This window comes from Salinispora fenicalii (assembly GCF_000514815.1).
Classification (GTDB): domain Bacteria; phylum Actinomycetota; class Actinomycetes; order Mycobacteriales; family Micromonosporaceae; genus Micromonospora; species Micromonospora fenicalii.
Genome location: NZ_KI911473.1, coordinates 72483 through 88757 on the forward strand (window position 1 = coordinate 72483; position 16275 = coordinate 88757).

Genomic DNA, 16275 nt, shown 5'->3' on the forward strand with positions numbered 1-16275 from the left:
GCGGGTCAGACCGTCGTGACCTCGTCCGATGCGCGAGCCGTCGGGATCTTGCCGGCGGCTGGGCCGGCATCCCATCGGTCCACCGGCGCCGCACCGGCCTCGCCGCCCGCGGACGGTCCCGGTTGGTCTGCCGAACCGCGGCCACCCAGTGCCGAGCCAGCCGGGCTGCCTTCGCCACCGACGCCATCGGAGCGCCGGCCTCGATCTGGCCCACCACCGGAGCCGGTCGAGTCTCCCGGGCCGCCATCCCCGCCGGGCGTCGGACTGGTCCGGTCGGTGGAGTGGTCCAGTACCCGCAGCGCGGCGAGGGCCGCCATCGGCACCACCACAGCGGCCGCCGCCCCGGCGACGTCCAGCGCCGCCCCGCCCAGTAGCCCGCCGAGTACGGCCGCGACCGCGGTGCCGGTCATCGCTCCCCGAACCGCCGGGTAGATGCCGAACAGCCGCCGCAGCCCGCCCCACGGCTGCAGCAGAGCGAACCACACCAGGAGCACACCGGCCAGGGCCAGCACCGTCAACGGGCTGCCGAAGAGCGTCTCCAGGTTGGCGGTGTTGGCCCGGTGCACAATCAGCCCCCCGGTCCCGTCGCCGACGGCGGCCAGGAACCGACCCAGATCGCCTCGCTCACCGGTCGGGCGGTCGAGGTCGACCAGGGCGAAACCTACCGTTACCGCCAGCCCAGCCATCGTCGCCCAGGCCAGGCGGGTCAGCGTCAACCAACCACTGGCGCTGATCGCCGCGGCGAGGCTCACTCCGGCGGTCAACGCGACCGCGCCGGTGGAGTCGGCACCGAGGTAGGGGCTGCCGACCAGCACAACGGCGGCCCCAGCGACGGCCACAATCACCACCGGTCGCCGGGAACGGCGTACCCGCTGGGCCAGCCAGCCGGCGAGGAGTAGCGCCCCGGCCAGTAGCACTCCCAGTCCCACCGTGCCCAGGCCAACGAACCGGCCCCCGTCCACCGCGGAGTAGCCGACGACACCGTTGAGCTGAAGGTGGGTGCCGGTCAGCACATCGGCACCGACTGTCAGCGTAGCCAGGAACGCCACCGCGCCCAGTGGCCCAAGGGTGCTCCCGTAGCCGGGCAGGAACCGGACGAGCGCCGTCGCGGCGACGATCAATGCGAGGGTGACCCCGGCGAAGTACCACCCGGAGTGCGCACCACGCCACCATGGGACCAGATCTGCCAGGAGTGCGGCCGGCAGGGCGAGCGCAGCCGCGATCAGCAGCAGCTCCACCACCGCGACGATCCGCCGGGATACCGGCTGGGGACCGTACGGGCCGGCGTGTCGTCGAGCCCGGCGCAGCAGCGGTAACACCGCCACCCCGAGGAGCACCTGCGCGACGGCGAGCAACCCGAAGAACCAGCCGGTGACGCGGCGCTGTGCTGCGGCCTCCCGGTCGGCGTCCACCGGGCCGGCGATCGCGGTGGCGAGGTCGGCCGGCCGGCCACCGACAGACTCGGCAGCCCGCCCAAGAAACGGACGCTCGGGTAGTGGCCGGCCCAGGGCGGTGAGCGCGGTCGGCGCAAGATCAACCAGTTGCAGGTAGCCCGGACGGTCAGTGGTCGGCGAGGTCAGCCAGCCACGTTCCCAGCCGGCGCCATTGGCGACCGCGACGTGCAGCCGGGACGGCTCCTCCGTGTCCGCTACCCCGGCGACGATGACCAGGGAGCGGGGCGGGCGGGCGGCCAGCACCCGGGCCAGCCGGGCGTCGGCCGCGCGGGCGGCAGCCGCCCGGGCCGCCGGATCCGCACCTTCGACGGCACCGAGATCGACAATGCTGAGCACACACGAGCGTAGGAGGTCGGTCGGATCTGCCGGCAGTTCCGGCGCGTACCGGTCCACCCGGCCGAACGGCCGGGCAGCGGCCACCGCCGCGCCCGGGCCCACCGCCACCGAGCAACGCACCGACTCCGACAGCGAACCCGGCACGGCCCCCCAGGAGAGCCGTTCCTGGTTCGATAGGACGGCGCCCTCCTGGTCTGGCAGGTTCGCACCGATTCCGTCCGGCCGCTCCACGATGACGTCGGTGGGTGGGCAGGTGCCCTCCGGCCGCTCGCCCGGCCAGGCGGCGAAGCTGCCCGCGCCGAGGGTCAGCCAGCCGTCCACCGGGCAGGTGGGCCGGTGGGCGGAGCGCACCGCCAACGATCCGATCGAGCCCTCCTGCGCCAGCCGCCACAGCGTCGGTGTCGTCTGCGCGTCCACGTCTTCCCACCGCAGCCCGGCAACCCCGGCCAGGACCACGAAGTCGGCGGTCCGCTCCGGGGAGTGGACCGTCGGCCGGGCGGCCAGTGCGGCAACGGCGAGCGCCACGACGAGCAGGGTAAGCAGGGCGGGGGTGAGTCGGCGCAGCATTACCGCGGTCCCGTCGATGGTGCACCAGCGTCCGGGGTGGTGGGGCCGGCTGTGCCCGGGGACAGCTCGGCGTAGAGGGCGGCGAGGTGGGCGCAGGTCTCCGCCTCGGTCGGCCAGGTCGCCGCTTGCGCACGGGCCCGCCGACTCAGTTCGGCCCGTCGGGCCGGGTCTTCCAGCAGCCTGCCGACGGCGGTGTCAACCGCGTCGACATCACCCGGCGGTACCAGGATCGCCGCGTCCTCGACCAGCTCCGGCAGGCCGCCGACCGCGGTCGCCACCAGCGGTACACCGACCCGCATCGCCTCCTGTGCGAACAGCTGCCGGGCCTCCCAGTCGCTGGTGACCACGGCGATGTCGGCGCCGGCCAACAGGTCGGCCACGTCAGTACGGTGCCCGAGCAGGGTCACCGGCGCCCGGGCAGCGGAGATCCGGGCCGCCAGTTGCAGGTAGGCGGGTCCGCTGCCGGCGATCACCACGGCCGGTACCGGGTTGTGGGTCCGCCACCGGGCAGCGGCGTCAACCAGGACGTCGTACCGCTTCTGGGGATGCAGTCTGCCGACCGACAGGATCAACGGCTGGTCGCTACCGACGCCAAACTCGGCGCGGACCGCGTCACGGCGGCGGTGCGGCTCGGGCAGCGGCGGCGCGGCGACCGGGGCGAACCGGGCGTCCGGCGCACCCAAGGCGGTGGCTCGCGCGACCAGGTCGACCGAGGCACCGAGGGTCACCTGAGCACCACGGGCGACGACCCGCTCGACCAGGCGTGACGCGCTGCCGCGTAGGCCACCGCTGAGGACGGCATTGTGCCAGGTGACCACCAGCGGGACAGCCGGCCGGGCGACGACAGCGACCAGACCGGCGCGCAGCCCGTGCGCGTGCACCACAGCGACCGGTTCGGCGGCGAGGGCCCGGCGGAACGCGGTCACCGCCCGCAGGTCAGCGGGGGTCGGGCTGGCCGGGATCTCCACCGCCCGGAAGCGAGCGCCGACACCGGTGAACTTGAACTGCTCTTCGGTCGCGGCCGGGCCACAGACCAGCACCGCGATGCCCCCGCTGATCAGTCCGGCGGCCAACGACCGGACGTGCTGCCCCACACCACCGGTGCTGGAGGCGAGCAACAGGGCGACCGTGCCGCCCCGGCCGGCCCGCTGGGTCGGTTCCGTCACCGGGACACCGTCTCCTTCCCGTCGCCCCGCTCCGGGGGGACACCGTCCTGCCGCTGCTCGCCGACCGGGGTCGGCGAGCGCCTCCCGAGGGTCAGCCCGAGCCGCCGCAGCACGCCGGCGAGCAACGGTCGTACGTCCGGCCGGTCCAGTAGCCAGACCGCCGCGAGGAAAACGACACCGACCACGACACCGGACAGCATGCCCTGTACAAGGGCCACCGGTGCGCCCGGGGTGCCGTCGGTGGCCGCCAGCAGCGACCGCGCGACCGCCCAACCCACCAACGCCGCCAGCCCCCCGCCGATCAGGCCGGCTGCCCCGGCACGGCCGATTCCGGCGAGCGCAGTGGCGCCGGCGGTCCGTCGGACGGCGAGCACCAGCAGGGCGCCAAGCACCGTCATCCCCACCGAATTCGCCAGGGTGACCGCCGGAACCCGATCCCGCAGTGGCAGCGCGGCGCTGAGCAGCAACGCCGCGGCGGGCACCACGAGAAAACCGACGGCGATCGCGCCGGTGGCCGCCCGCGCCTGACCTCGCGCGTAGAGGGCACGGCTCAGCACGGCGAAGAGTCCGTAGCCGATCAGGCCGGGCGCGAAGCCGGCGATCCCGGCAGCGGCGGTCGCTGCCGCGCCGTCGACGAGGAAGAAGTGCCCCACTGGCACGGCCGTACCGACCAGAACGGCCGCACCGAGGCAGCTCAGCAGCAGCACTCCCCGGGCGGCCGGGGCCAACGTCGTCCGGTACGCCGCCTCGTCCCCGAGGGATCCGGCAGCGGCCAGGCTCGGATAGGCGGCTACCGCCAATGGCACCGCCAGCACCGCCCACGGCAGCAGGTAGACCGTCTGGGCGAGCTGGAACGCGCCGAGGTTACTGACTGCACCGTAGGACACCTGGTTCAGGCTCACCACAAGCGCTACCTGCTGCGCGGTCACCGTCACCGCGCCGGCCACCGCGAGTCCACCGACCCGGGTACGGGCGTCGGCGGGGAAGCGGAAGCCGAGCACCGGCGCATATCCCAGCCGGCGGAACGGGATCAGCAGCGACAGGGACAGCACCGCCACTCCGGCGGTCGTTCCCAACGACAGCAGCAGTTCACCGCCGCGGCTGACGCCCGCCACACTGGCCAGCCGCCCCTCGGTGAGGGTGAAGCCCAGGTAGACCGCGATGACGGTGAGGCTGGACAGCAGTGGGGCGATCACCGGCCAGGCGAACCGGCGGTGCGCCTGGAGAACCCCGGTGAGCACGATGCCGACCCCATACAGCGGCAGTTGCGGGGCGAACAGCCGCAGCATCCGCTCGCCGCTGGCCTGCTGGGCGGGGTCCAGTCCGCCGCCCAGCAGCTCCACGATCGGGCCGGCCAGCAGCGCCACCGCCAGCGCGAGTGGCACCAGCAGGGTAAGAACCCAGGTGAGCAGCGCCCCGGTGGTCCGAGCAACCGTCTCCCGGTCCGCCGCCGCCACCGGAGCGGCCAGCAGCGGCACCACCAGGCTGGCGAGGGCACCGCCGGCGACCATCTCGAAGATCACGTTCGGAGCGGCGTTCGCCACCACATACGTACCACCAAGATCGGTGGGCGCGAGCGTCCAGGTGAACACGGCGGTACGACCGAAGCCGGCGAGCCGACTGACCACGGTGAGTACGGCGATCAGCGCGGCGGCCCCGGCTACTCGGCCGGCGGCGACGGATGGGGCCGGTTTCGTCACGTCAGTCGGCGCGGCGACCCAGCGCGTCCAGCTCGCGCAGCCCCGGGGTCTGCTGGATGACCTGGGTGAAGCTGATCCGCTCGCTGGCGGCGGTGAGCCCGGCGAGGATGGCGAGCAGACCGGCCCGGCCGGCCGGGCCGGTGCGAGCGGCGAGCGCAACGCCGAGCAGCGCACCGAGCGCGTTGGCGCCGCTGTCGCCGAGCATCACGTCCTCGTCGAGGTCAGCGGGGAGCAGCCCGGCGGCGGCTCCGGCAGCACCGGCGACGATCCCGCCGTGCGGACTGGCGGCCAGCGGCGCGCCGAGCAGAAGACCGGACTTCACCGCCCGACCTGGCCGCAGGTCGAGCAGGTTGATCAGATTGGCGGTGCCGGCGATCACGCCCGCGCCGAGGAGGACGTCCACTCCCCGGCCGGCCGCGCCCTGCCGCTGCCGGCGCGGGTGCCGGGCGACGACCGGGTCACCGGCGAGCAGTGCGGCGGCGGCAAGCCCCGCCGCACCCACGCCGACGATCTTGACTAGGCCGGCGGTGATCCGCCCCTCGCGCAGCCCAGCTAGGTGCCCGGCGAAGCCTTTGGCGGCCTTCTGCTCCGGCCGCGCGCCGACCACGTCGTCGTAGAGCCCCACCGCCCCGGCGCCGAGGCCGGCGACCAGGGCAGCCCCGCCGGCCGCGGCCCCCGGTGCGCCGGTGGCACCGGCGACGGCGGCACCGGCGGCGAGCGCCGGGCCGGCCGCGAGAGTCACTGGCCGGCCCCGAAAGTTCGTCCGCTCCAACGCTGGACCCGCCGGCGAGGTTCGTACCCCATGCAACGCGTAACGGGCGACGGCGGCGCCGGCACCGGCGACGACGAGCCGACCAAGCCACCTCACGCCGTCACCTCGCACGCCACAATGATCAGTTGATCCGCTTGGCTGTTGCCCGCGGCGGACTGCTCGGCACGCTCACTCACGCCGACTCCTTCCGGTTGGCGGGCCAGGACCTGATGTTGATCGTCACGATCATTGGGGCAGTCTAGGAACCAGCGACGCGGCGTTGTCGCCGACGCCATAGTGACCAGCCTTGTCCTCGTTGACCTGTTGTACCAGGGCGAGCGCGGCTACTAGCTGCCCCTTGACGGTGTTGGCGTTGTCGACTGTGGAGATCTCCCCAGCCAGCACCGCGTCGCCCCGGACGAAGGCCACCAGGTTCCCGCCTTCCGAACCAGTGCCACCGACCACGGTCGCGCCGGTCCGATCGAACTGCTCAGTGATCTTAACCACGGACTCGTCCTTCTTCGAGGAGTCCTTGTCCGTGTACGGCGGACCACTGACGATCACGACCGCCTCCGCCGACTGAGTGAGCCGCTCGGAGGTGGTGAGGTAATTAGCGTTGGTGTACGCGGCCAGCACGGCCCGCCGGTCAGCCTCACTGATCGGCGTTGCCTCAAGCGCCCCGTCCAGCAGCACCGTGGCCAGCAGAGCGCTGGAGGTCTCCACGCCGTGCCCATTGCCGGGCAGGTTGGTGGTCGGCGCGTTGGTGGGACGGGCCGCGGTGACCGCCAGTTCCAGCAGGTCGTTGTTGTTCTCCGGGTTGATGAACTTGTCCTGCAGATCGACCCGGCCAACCACATCGGCGGTGCCGAGCTGGAGCATCTTGACCACGCCGTCGGTGTGTTTGCGCCCCGTCGGCAGGCTGAGCACCAGCACCCGCTTGCCGGTGAGCCGGCCCGGCAGGACCACCCCAGCCAGCTCGGCGGCGTAGTCATCCTCGCGGGTCAGTTCCTCCTCGAGGTTGTTGACCGCCTGACGCCACACCTGGTTGTCTTTCCGCAGCTCGTTGACGTTCTCGTTGAGGGCATCCGCCACCGGCCCGTTGAGCGCGGTGGTACCCACCACCAGGCCGATCGCCAGCGCCAGAAAGACCGCGGTCAGGGACACCACGTGGTACCGGAAGTTGATCACACCTGCAGCCTCTTTGTCGGGTGGACGGCGTCAGAAGAGCCGTTCCAGCTGGAACACAAAATTGTTCCACCACTCGGAGACCACACCCAGGTACGCCTTGCCGACGGTGGAGACCGCCACGGCCGAGGCCATCGCGGCAATCGCGGACAGCACCAGCAGCAGCAGCGAGGATCCGGAAATGCTCTGCCGGTAGAGCCGGCTCACGCCCTTGGCGTCAACCAGCTTGCCGCCAACCTTCAGCCGGGTCAGGAAGGTCGACGCCATCCCGCCCCGTCCCTTGTCCAGGAACTCGACGAGCGTGGCGTGTGTACCGACCGCTACCAGGAGCGAGGCGCCCTTCTCGTCGGCGAGCAGCATCGCCAGGTCCTCGCTGGTGGCTGCGGCGGGAAAGGTGACTGCCGGGACGCCGAGGCCGTTGACCCGGGCCAGCCCGGGTGCCCGCCCATCCGGGTAGGCGTGCACTACGACCTCGGCACCGCAACGCAGCACGTCGTCAGTCACCGAATCCATGTCACCGATGATCATGTCGGGTGGATAGCCGGCCTCGACCAGAGCATCCGCCCCGCCGTCAACGCCGATAAGCACCGGCTTGAACTCCCGGATGTACGGGCGCAACACATCCAGGTCGGCCTTGTAGTCGTAGCCGCGCACCACGATCAGGCAGTGCCGGCCCTGAATTTCGGTACGGATGTCCGGAACACCCACCCCATAGAGCAGTAGATCCCGCTCCTGCTTCAGGTAGACCATGGTGTTCGCCGCGAACGCCTCCAGCTGGACCGAAAGCCCCTCCCGGGCATCGGCCATCGCCTTCCCGATGCTCTCCGCATCCTGCAAGTCACCATGGGCCACCGGCTCTTCGCCCAGATAGACCGTGTTGCCCTCGATCCGGACGGTGTCGCCCTCCTGAATCCGTTCGAAGACACCCTCACCCAGATCGTCCAGGAGCGGGATACCGGCCTCGATCAGCACTTCCGGGCCAAGGTTGGGGTAGCGGCCCGAGACCGACGGCTTGGCGTTAAGGACGGCCCCGACACCGACCGCGACCAGCGAATCGGCGGCGACCCGGTCCAGGTCGACGTGGTCGATCACCGCCACATCGCCGGGACGAAGCCGGCCAACCAGACGTTTGGTCCGACGGTCCAGACGGGCGGTGCCGCCGGCCCGGCCCGGATCGGCGGGTCGGGTCCAGCGCAACGTAGGTAGACGCATCGTAACCATCCTGGCATGTGAAGCGGGCGACCTTCACGCGACATGCTTGCGCGGGCCGCCAGTCCAGAGAAGCACACTATGGCGTGGGACGGCGCGCCGGTGGCGCTACTGAACCGCGACGCTACGCCCGCCGCTCCCGTGCCGCCACGGCCAGTAGCTCCTCGGCGTGCGCGATTCCCAGGTCCGAATCCGGCAGACCGGCAAGCATACGGGCGAGCTCCCGCGCCCGCTCGGTGTCCTCGACCACCCGCACCCCACTGGTCGTCACCGCACCGCCGGTGTCCTTCGCCACTACCAGGTGCCGGTCGGCGAACGCGGCGACCTGGGGCAGATGGGTGACGACGAGCACTTGGTGGCTGCGAGCCAGCCGGGCCAGTCGACGGCCGATCTCCACCGCGGCCTGGCCACCGACCCCGGCGTCAACCTCGTCAAAAACGAGCGCAGGCGGGCCGCCCGAGCCGGCGAAGACCACCTCGATGGCGAGCATCACCCGGGACAGCTCACCACCGGAGGCACCCCGCTGCAGCGGCAATGCTGGCGCACCCGGATGGGCCAACAGACGCAGCTCCACCTCGTCGCCGCCGTCCGGACCGATCCCAACCTCGACGCCGTTGACCGAAAGACCGGGCTCAGACTTCCCCACCGGGCGGGGCAGCACCCCCACCTCGACCCGAGAATGTGGCATAGCCAACCCCGCCAGCTCAGTGGTGACCTGTGCCGCAAACCGGGTCGCTGCCTCCTGTCGCGCCACCGACACCCGACCTGCCAGGTCGGCTACCTCGCCGGCCAGCCGGGACACCTCCCGGTCCAGCTCGTCGAGGAGCTCATCCGAGGAATCTAGATCGGACAGTTGGGCCCGGGCCCGCTCAGCCCAGGCAATCACCCCATCGGTGTCGTCAGCGTACTTGCGGGTCAGCGCACGCAAGGCGACCCGCCGCTCGTAGACCGCCTGCAACCGCGCCGGATCAGCGTCCAGCCCCGCCAGGTACGTCGACAACTCCGCGGAGACATCTGCGACCAGGGTTGCCGCCTCCTCCAAACGCGTCGCCAGCTCCCCAAGGGCGGGGTCGGTGCCGGACTGCCCATCCAAGGTACGGCGGGCGGTGCCAAGTAGCGTCGTAACATCCGGAGTGTCCTCGGCGGCCTCCATCCCCCCGGCCACACACTGCTGGGCCAGCCGCGCCGCGGTCCGCAGCCCCTCGGCGTGCTCCAGCCGTTGCGCCTCCGCCTTGAGCTCGTCGTCCTCGCCCGGCTGCGGATCAACCCGGGTGATCTCGTCGAGACCGAGGCGCAGCAGGTCGGCCTCTCGATTTCGCTCCCGCGCGTTTCGACGCCGGCTGGCCAAGTCGTCCACCACCGACCGCCACCGGGTGTATACCTCGCGCAACGCGTCGAGCAGCTTCTCGTGCTCCGGACCGGCGAACCGGTCGAGCGCGGCACGCTGCTCGGCCGGGCGCAGCAGCCGCAGTTGGTCGGACTGACCGTGCACCGCGAGCACCTGCTCACCCACCTCGGCGAGCATCGACACCGGCATGCTCCGGCCGCCGAGATGGGCACGAGAGCGGCCTTCTGTGGTGACGGTGCGACTGAGCAACACCGAACCGTCCTCGTCCGGCTCACCACCCGCGTCGATGATCCGAGCACATACGGTCTCGGCGACCCTTCCGGCCAGCCGCAGCCGACCCTCGACCACCGCGCGGCCGGGCTCAGCCCGCACCCGCCCGGCGTCGGCACGCCCGCCAAAGAGCAGACCGAGACCAGTCACCACCATGGTCTTACCCGCACCGGTCTCACCAGTGATCACGTTCATACCGCCGGCTAGCGGCAGCGTCGTGTCCTCAATGACACCCAGTCCGGTGATGCGTAGCTCTTCCAGCACAGCACCTGACAGTAGACGCGGTGCCCGACGCTTGACCAGCCGACAGCCGCGAGCACCGACGGTGGCCCGCTCAGTGTCGGCTGCCCCGCCAGCCCTGCACCGGCAGATCAAACTTGGCCACCAGCCGATCGGTGAAGGGCCGGGCCGTCAGCTGCACGATCCGCACCGGCAAGGCCCCGCGCCGCACCGTCACCCGTGCGCCCGGCGGAAGGTCGTACACCCGCCGTCCGTCACAACAGAGCACCGCGAGACTGGTAAAGGGGTCTACGGTGATGACGAAGGTGGACGTGGGCGCCGTGACCAGCGGCCGACTGAAGAGCGCATGCGCGCTGATCGGCACCAGCAACAGGGCCTCCACCTCGGGCCACACGACCGGGCCACCGCCGGAGAACGCGTAGGCCGTTGAGCCGGTGGGAGTGGCGCAGACAACTCCGTCACAGCCATAGCGGGACAACGGCCGCCCATCAACGTCAACGAGGAGCTCGAGCATCTGGGCCCGCTCGCCCTTTTCGACGCTGATCTCGTTCAACGCCCAGGACTCGATCGTCGGGCCACCATTGAACTCGGCGGTCACATCCAGCGTGAGCCGTTCGTTCACGGTGTAGTTGCGACCCACCACGTCCCGAACCACCGAGTCCAGATCGTCGATCTCAGCCTCGGCGAGAAAGCCGACCTTACCGAGGTTGATCCCGAGTAGTGGCACCTTCGCCGGCCGGGCCAGCTCGGCGGCCCGCAGAAACGTACCGTCCCCACCCAACGCAAAGACGATCTCAGCACCCTCCGCGGCTTCCGGACCAGTCACCGGAACCACCCCGGGTAGGTCGAGATCCTCGGCCTCCTCGGCGAGAACGCGAATTACGAAGCCAGCCGCGATCAAATCCGCGGCCACCGCCCGTGCGTGTTCAGTGCTGCGCCGCCGCCCGGTGTGCGTCACCAGCAGCGCAATCCGGTTCACCACACCCGCCGTACCGTCCGGGGCCCGTCGTCGGCCCCGCACACCACCCGGCTCACCCGCCCGCTCACCCCACTACCTCCTCCGTCGCTGTGCCGGACCGACCGCCGGCGGCCCCGGCCGTCACCACCGCCCGCACCCGCTCCGGATCAGCCGCAGGCGCGTCCCGGCGTAACCATACGAAGAACTCGACGTTCCCGCTGGGCCCCGGCAACGGGCTGGCACAAACATCAGCGAGACCCAACCCGAGTTGGGCCGCCGCACCGGCCACATCCAGCACCGCCTCGGCCCGCAACGCTGGATCACGCACCACTCCTCCGGCGCCGACCCGATCGCGCCCCACCTCGAACTGCGGCTTCACCATCAGCGCCAGATCGCCGCCCGGTCGGGTACAAGCTGCCAGGGCCGGCAACACCAGCCGCAGCGAAATGAACGACAGGTCAGCGACGGTAAGGTCAACCGGGCCATCGATGGCCGCTGGCGTAAGCGTACGCACGTTGGTCCGCTCGAAGACGCGTACCCGCTCATCGTTGCGCAGTGGCCAGGCGAGCTGCCCGTACCCGACATCAACCGCCACCACCTCGGCCGCGCCGACGCGCAGCAACACGTCGGTGAACCCGCCAGTGGAAGCACCGGCGTCGAGGCAGCGCCGCCCGGTGGCGGTCAGCCCACTCGGACCGAAGGAGGCCAAGGCACCAGCCAGCTTGTGCCCGCCCCGCGAGACGTACTCCGAGGCCGGATCTGCCCCGGTGACCAGCAGCGGATCGGCGGGGTCAACCATCGCGGCGACCTTGCGGGCCGGGACGCCGCGTAACTGAACGCGACCAGCCTCCACCAAGGCGGCGGCCTGCTCGCGCGAGCGTGCCAGGCCGCGGCGGACGAGTTCCGCGTCCAACCGGGTACGACGTGCCATACCTGCTTCTCCGGCTCTTAGGACTGGTCAATGCTGGCGAGGGTTTCCCGCAGTGTTTCGTATGCCGCTTCGTACTGCGCGATCTGGTCCGCCAGGGGTAGTCCGGCGACGTTGACCATCGCCTGCACCGCGGCGTCAACCGCCGGATTCGGCGCCGCCGTCTCGCCCCCGGCTTTTTCGGCGGCGAGCGCAGCCGGTGCTGGTCGCGACGCCACCGGCCCACCAAGTGGGGAAGAAGCGGGCGGCGGACCGGGGCGGGGCAGACCGGTCACGGCTGCCCCCCAGCGGAACCCGACTGGCAGTGGACGGCGCTCACTCCGGGCCACCCGGATGCTGCTTACGCGACGCCCTCTTCGCCGACCGCGGTACGGCTGACAGCTCCGTTGACGGCCGTACCGCCACAGACTGTCCGGGCACCGTCTTCTTCACGACCGGCTTCTTCTCAACCGACTTCAGTGCAACCGGCTTCTTCTCAACCGACTTCTTCACGACCGGCTTCTTCACGACCGGCTTCTTCGCGGCCGGCTCCTTCGCCGTGCTGGGCGTGGTCACGGTGCGTCCGGACGAAGGTTCCTCTGCCGCGGTAGGCGTAGCAGTCAGCAGCGGCGCCCTCGGCTCCACAGCAATACCCGGTGCGACCGGTTGGTCCGCATCCACGTCGTCCGCCACGGTTCCGCTGGCAGCGCGCGCCGCCGGCAACCCGTTTGGTGCTTCCCGAAGCCGCCGCTCCAGCTCGCGTACCCGCCGGGTCAGCTCGGTCACCTCCTCGGCGGTGGCGAGGCCGACAGCACCGAGCGCCCGTTCGACCTCGAACCGGACCAGCTTGGTCAACGCTTCCCGGTTGGCCGCACTTGTGGAGACCAGTTCCTCGGCAAGCGCCTGAAGCTGGACCGCGGTAGCGCCGCCAGCACCGACCAGCCGCCGCGCCGTCTCCTGGGCCTTCCTCCGGGGCGCCTCTGCCAGGCCCATGGCCAACGCAAGGTAGGAGCGCCACGCGTCCTGCATGCCTGAGTCCTTCCGCGAGAGGGGATGTGCGGTCCTCACGCTACCGGCGTGGCCAGGCCACCCGTGCGGTACGGTGCCGGAGAGTGGTGTGGCGAGTTGTGGAGGCGATGTGGCTAGCGTTGACGAGTGCCGGCAGGCGTTGCGGGACCTCACCGCTCGGCTGAACGGCAACGCCGAGGCCGTGCGCGAGCACGTCGGCCTGGATCGGACGCTGGCCTGCCGGATCACCGATCTGGACGCCGCATTCCACGGCCGCCTCATCGACGGCCAGCTGACAGACCTCGCCGACGGTGACGACCCGAAGGCCAAGATCGCCCTGAGCACCACCAGCGAGGACCTCCTCGCCCTGGTCCGCGGGGAACTGGACATCACCCGCGCGGTGGCATCCCGACGGGTGTCCATCAAAGCTAACCCGTTCGACTTGATTAAGCTTCGCAAGCTGCTCGGGACAAGCTGAGCGCGACCAGATTCACCGCGGCCTCCGGCCGGAGTTGCTCAGCCGGACAACAGGCCGAACGTCGCGAGCGCCCGCTCAGCCGCCGAGGAGACCGCCCGCACCGGCAACGACCGCGCGGTGGACCATGCCGCCGCGCAGAGCACCGGCAGCGCATCCAGCGGACGTCCCGCACCAGACAGTTCCAGCCAGTTGTCGCGGGCCGCCGCGGACCACCCATCGGCCTCCGTCGGACCCGGCACCCGCACCACCGCAGCCGGCTCGAAGAGCCCCGCCAAGTCCACTGACACAAACGTCGGTCGATGCTCAGGCGCAGCAGCCAGCAGCTCGGCCACGTCGCTAACACCGGTCAGCACCAACAAGCTGTCCAGTCCCGCGCGGACCGCACCCTCGATGTCGGTGTCCAAGCGGTCACCGACAACCAGGGCAGGCCCCCCGCTGGCCCGGCGGGAGGCAGCGACGAAGAGCTCCGGCGCGGGCTTACCCACGACCAGGTCCGGATCCCGACCGAGCGCGATCCGCACCGCGGCGACCAAGGCACCGTTGCCAGGAAGTGGACCACGCTTACTGGGCAGCGTGCGGTCGGTGTTGGTAGCGACCCAGGTCGCCCCACCTCGAATCGCCGCCGTTGCCTCAGCCAGGTCAGCCCAGCCGACCTGCGGCCCGTACCCCTGAACCACCGCGACCGGCTCATCCTCGGCCCGTGCGACCGGGGTAAGCCCGGCGGCGCGGATCTCGGCACGCAGCGCCTCCGCCCCCACGACCAGGATCCGCGTCCCCGCTGGATGCCGCTCGCGAAGCAACTGCGCGGTGGCCGCCGCGGAGGTCAGCACCTCCTCCGGGCGGGCAGCGATGCCCATACCGGTAAGCAGATCGGCCACCTCACTGGGCCGACGAGAGGCGTTGTTCGTGGCGTACGCGACCGCCCGATCCTCGGCATGTAGCTGGCGCACCGCCTCGATCGCCCCGGGGATCGGCTGGTCAACCAGGTAGATCACCCCGTCCAGGTCAAAAATGACCAGGGCGTACCCGTCAACCAGCCGCCTTCCGCCGGTCAGCGTCACTTCCCGGTACCCGCCTCGTCGCCGTCAACCGGGCTCTCCGAGTCACCACCGGACCGCTGGGTGTTCAGGCCACTCGGGTCACCAGCACCGGCTTCCGGCGCTAGGGGTCCACTGCCCGACCCAAGCTCATCGTCACCCAGGGCGTCGTCAACGTCGTCGTCCGAGACGTCGTCGTCCGAGACGTCGTCAGCACCGTCTTGGGCTCCGGTGGACTCAGCATCAGGCGCGTCCCCGTCAACGAACTCAGCACCCGGTTCTTCCGACCCAGCACCGAGGGCACCTGGGTCAGCGGCGACGTCCTCGGCCTCGTCCTCCTCATCGCCCTCGATCATCACTCCGTCGAGCTCCAACAGGCGCTCGGCCGCATCGGTCGCTCCGTCCGTGTCGACCTCCGCCGCACGGGAGAACCACTCTCGGGCCTCCTCACGTCGGCCTACCGCGAGCAACGCATCCGCGTACGCGTACCGCAGCCGTACCGTCCACGGCTCCGCCGCCTCCCCGGTCAGTTCCGGCACCTGGAGCATCGCCACCGCGGCGTCCTTCTGGCCCAGGTCGCCCCGTGCGCCAGCAGCAACGATCAGCAGCTCTCCAGCAACCGCGCGGTCCAGCTCTTTCCGGTCTGCCCCCCGGTACAGATCGACCGCCCGCTCCGGACGGCCGAGCGCCCGCTCACAGTCAGCCAGCACCGCGAGGTGACTCTGCAGACCGGTCATCCGGTGGTACGTCCGCAGTTCGGCGACCGCCGTCTGCCACTCACCGGCGTGGTACGCGGCCAGGCCGACTGCCTCACGGACGGCGGCGATACGCGCAGCGAGCCGCCGGGCTGCGAGGGCATGAGCCAGCGCCTCAGCTGGGTCCTCGTCAATCAACTGCCCGACTGCAACCAGGTGCCGGGCCACCTTCTCGGCGGTCGGCTTAGCTAGGGCGAGCAGTTCGGCACGGACATCTTTGTCTAGGTCGGTGGCAACGATCTCCTCAGGAAGCTCCGGCCCTACCGGGGCATCAGGCTCAGACCGGCGCTCCGCACGGCGGTCGCGGTCCCGGTAGTCGCCCTCGCGGCGCTCACCGCCCCGGAAACCATCCCGGTCACCGCCACGGAAGCCGCCCTCACGACGCTCACCGCCCCGGTTACCACCACGGTAGCCACCTTCGCGACGCTCACCGCCCCGGAAATCACCGCGGTCACCGCCACGGTAGCCACCTTCGCGACGCTCACCGCCCCGGAAATCACCGCGGTCACCGCCACGGTAGCCACCCTCACGGCGCTCACCGCCCCGGTTACCACCGCGGTAGCCGCCCTCGCGACGCTCACCGCCCCGGGAACCATCCCGGTCACCACCGCGGTAGCCGCCCTCACGACGCTCACCACCGCGGTCACCACCACGGTAGCCACCTTCACGGCGTTCACCGCCCCGGAAATCACCGCGGTCACCGCCACGGTAGCCACCTTCACGGCGNCCACGGTAGCCACCTTCACGGCGTTCACCGCCCCGGAAATCACCGCGGTCACCGCCACGGTAGCCACCTTCACGGCGCTCACCGCCCCGAAAACCATCCCGGTCACCACCACGGAAGCCGCCCTCACGGCGCTCACCACCACGGAAGCCACCTTCACGGCGCTCACCACCGCGGTCACC

14 protein-coding genes are annotated in these 16275 nt (G+C 71.1%); 1 reads left to right on the plus strand and 13 read right to left on the minus strand.

All coding sequences use genetic code 11. From position 1 onward, the window contains the following. Nucleotides 1-5: 5 nt before the first annotated feature. The 11 genes from B116_RS0123030 to B116_RS0123085 form a co-directional block, all read right to left on the minus strand. Nucleotides 6-2357, minus strand: a complete 2352-nt coding sequence (locus B116_RS0123030; protein WP_027661450.1) for a hypothetical protein — start codon at nt 2355-2357, stop codon at nt 6-8. Next, entirely contained in the window at nt 2357-3523 is a 1167-nt protein-coding gene (locus tag B116_RS0123035; protein WP_027661451.1) for a glycosyltransferase family 4 protein, read from the minus strand. Before B116_RS0123035 ends, B116_RS0123030 begins: the two co-directional genes overlap by 1 nt. Beyond that, complete coding sequence (gene murJ, locus B116_RS0123040) at nt 3520-5223, minus strand: murein biosynthesis integral membrane protein MurJ (RefSeq protein ID WP_027661452.1); 1704 nt, start codon at nt 5221-5223, stop codon at nt 3520-3522. The genes B116_RS0123035 and murJ overlap by 4 nt, the downstream gene beginning before the upstream one ends. Nucleotide 5224: 1 nt before the next feature. Continuing rightward, nucleotides 5225-6091 carry a hypothetical protein gene (locus B116_RS0123045; protein WP_027661453.1) on the minus strand — a complete coding sequence of 289 codons (867 nt, stop codon included), beginning with the start codon at nt 6089-6091 and terminating at the stop codon, nt 5225-5227. A 129-nt stretch (nt 6092-6220) separates the two neighbouring features. Further along, entirely contained in the window at nt 6221-7162 is a 942-nt protein-coding gene (locus tag B116_RS0123055; protein ID WP_018724348.1) for a copper transporter, read from the minus strand. 30 nt (nt 7163-7192) lie between these two features. After that, a complete protein-coding gene (steA, locus tag B116_RS0123060) occupies nt 7193-8371 on the minus strand; it encodes a putative cytokinetic ring protein SteA (protein ID WP_018724347.1) in 1179 nt (392 codons plus the stop codon). 121 nt (nt 8372-8492) lie between these two features. Next, on the minus strand, nt 8493-10250 hold the full coding sequence (gene recN / locus B116_RS0123065; RefSeq protein ID WP_027661454.1) for a DNA repair protein RecN: 1758 nt from the start codon (nt 10248-10250) through the stop codon (nt 8493-8495). 70 nt (nt 10251-10320) lie between these two features. Continuing rightward, nucleotides 10321-11247 (minus strand): NAD kinase, encoded by a 927-nt coding sequence (locus B116_RS0123070; protein WP_018724345.1) that lies wholly within the window; start codon nt 11245-11247, stop codon nt 10321-10323. Nucleotides 11248-11269: 22 nt separating this feature from the next. Then, complete coding sequence (locus tag B116_RS0123075) at nt 11270-12115, minus strand: TlyA family RNA methyltransferase (protein WP_027661455.1); 846 nt, start codon at nt 12113-12115, stop codon at nt 11270-11272. A gap of 17 nt (nt 12116-12132) precedes the next feature. Continuing rightward, nucleotides 12133-12441, minus strand: a complete 309-nt coding sequence (locus B116_RS0123080) for a hypothetical protein (RefSeq protein WP_027661456.1) — start codon at nt 12439-12441, stop codon at nt 12133-12135. Beyond that, nucleotides 12428-13120, minus strand: coding sequence for a phasin family protein (locus B116_RS0123085; protein WP_027661457.1), 693 nt, complete (start codon nt 13118-13120; stop codon nt 12428-12430). Before B116_RS0123085 ends, B116_RS0123080 begins: the two co-directional genes overlap by 14 nt. 109 nt (nt 13121-13229) lie before the next feature. Between B116_RS0123085 and B116_RS0123090 the strand changes: the two genes are divergently transcribed. Continuing rightward, nucleotides 13230-13577 carry an SCP2 sterol-binding domain-containing protein gene (locus B116_RS0123090; protein ID WP_027661458.1) on the plus strand — a complete coding sequence of 116 codons (348 nt, stop codon included), beginning with the start codon at nt 13230-13232 and terminating at the stop codon, nt 13575-13577. Nucleotides 13578-13615: 38 nt separating this feature from the next. Here B116_RS0123090 and B116_RS0123095 read toward each other — a convergent pair whose 3' ends face one another. Together B116_RS0123095 and B116_RS0123100 are read right to left on the minus strand one after the other, a co-directional pair. Next, on the minus strand, nt 13616-14638 hold the full coding sequence (locus B116_RS0123095; protein WP_027661459.1) for an HAD-IIA family hydrolase: 1023 nt from the start codon (nt 14636-14638) through the stop codon (nt 13616-13618). Then, nucleotides 14635-15537: a Replicase polyprotein 1ab gene (locus B116_RS0123100; protein ID WP_027661460.1), complete on the minus strand. Its 903-nt coding sequence runs from the start codon at nt 15535-15537 to the stop codon at nt 14635-14637. Before B116_RS0123100 ends, B116_RS0123095 begins: the two co-directional genes overlap by 4 nt. Between the last annotated feature and the right edge of the window lie 738 nt (nt 15538-16275).

Bases quoted from the DNA above. Each gene is read 5' to 3' on its own strand.
- B116_RS0123030 (WP_027661450.1), bottom strand. From the start codon at position 2,357: ATGCTGCGCCGACTCACCCCCGCCCTGCTTACCCTGCTCGTCGTGGCG.
- steA (WP_018724347.1), bottom strand. From the start codon at position 8,371: ATGCGTCTACCTACGTTGCGCTGGACCCGACCCGCCGATCCGGGCCGG.
- B116_RS0123075 (WP_027661455.1), bottom strand. From the start codon at position 12,115: ATGGCACGTCGTACCCGGTTGGACGCGGAACTCGTCCGCCGCGGCCTG.
- B116_RS0123085 (WP_027661457.1), bottom strand. From the start codon at position 13,120: ATGCAGGACGCGTGGCGCTCCTACCTTGCGTTGGCCATGGGCCTGGCA.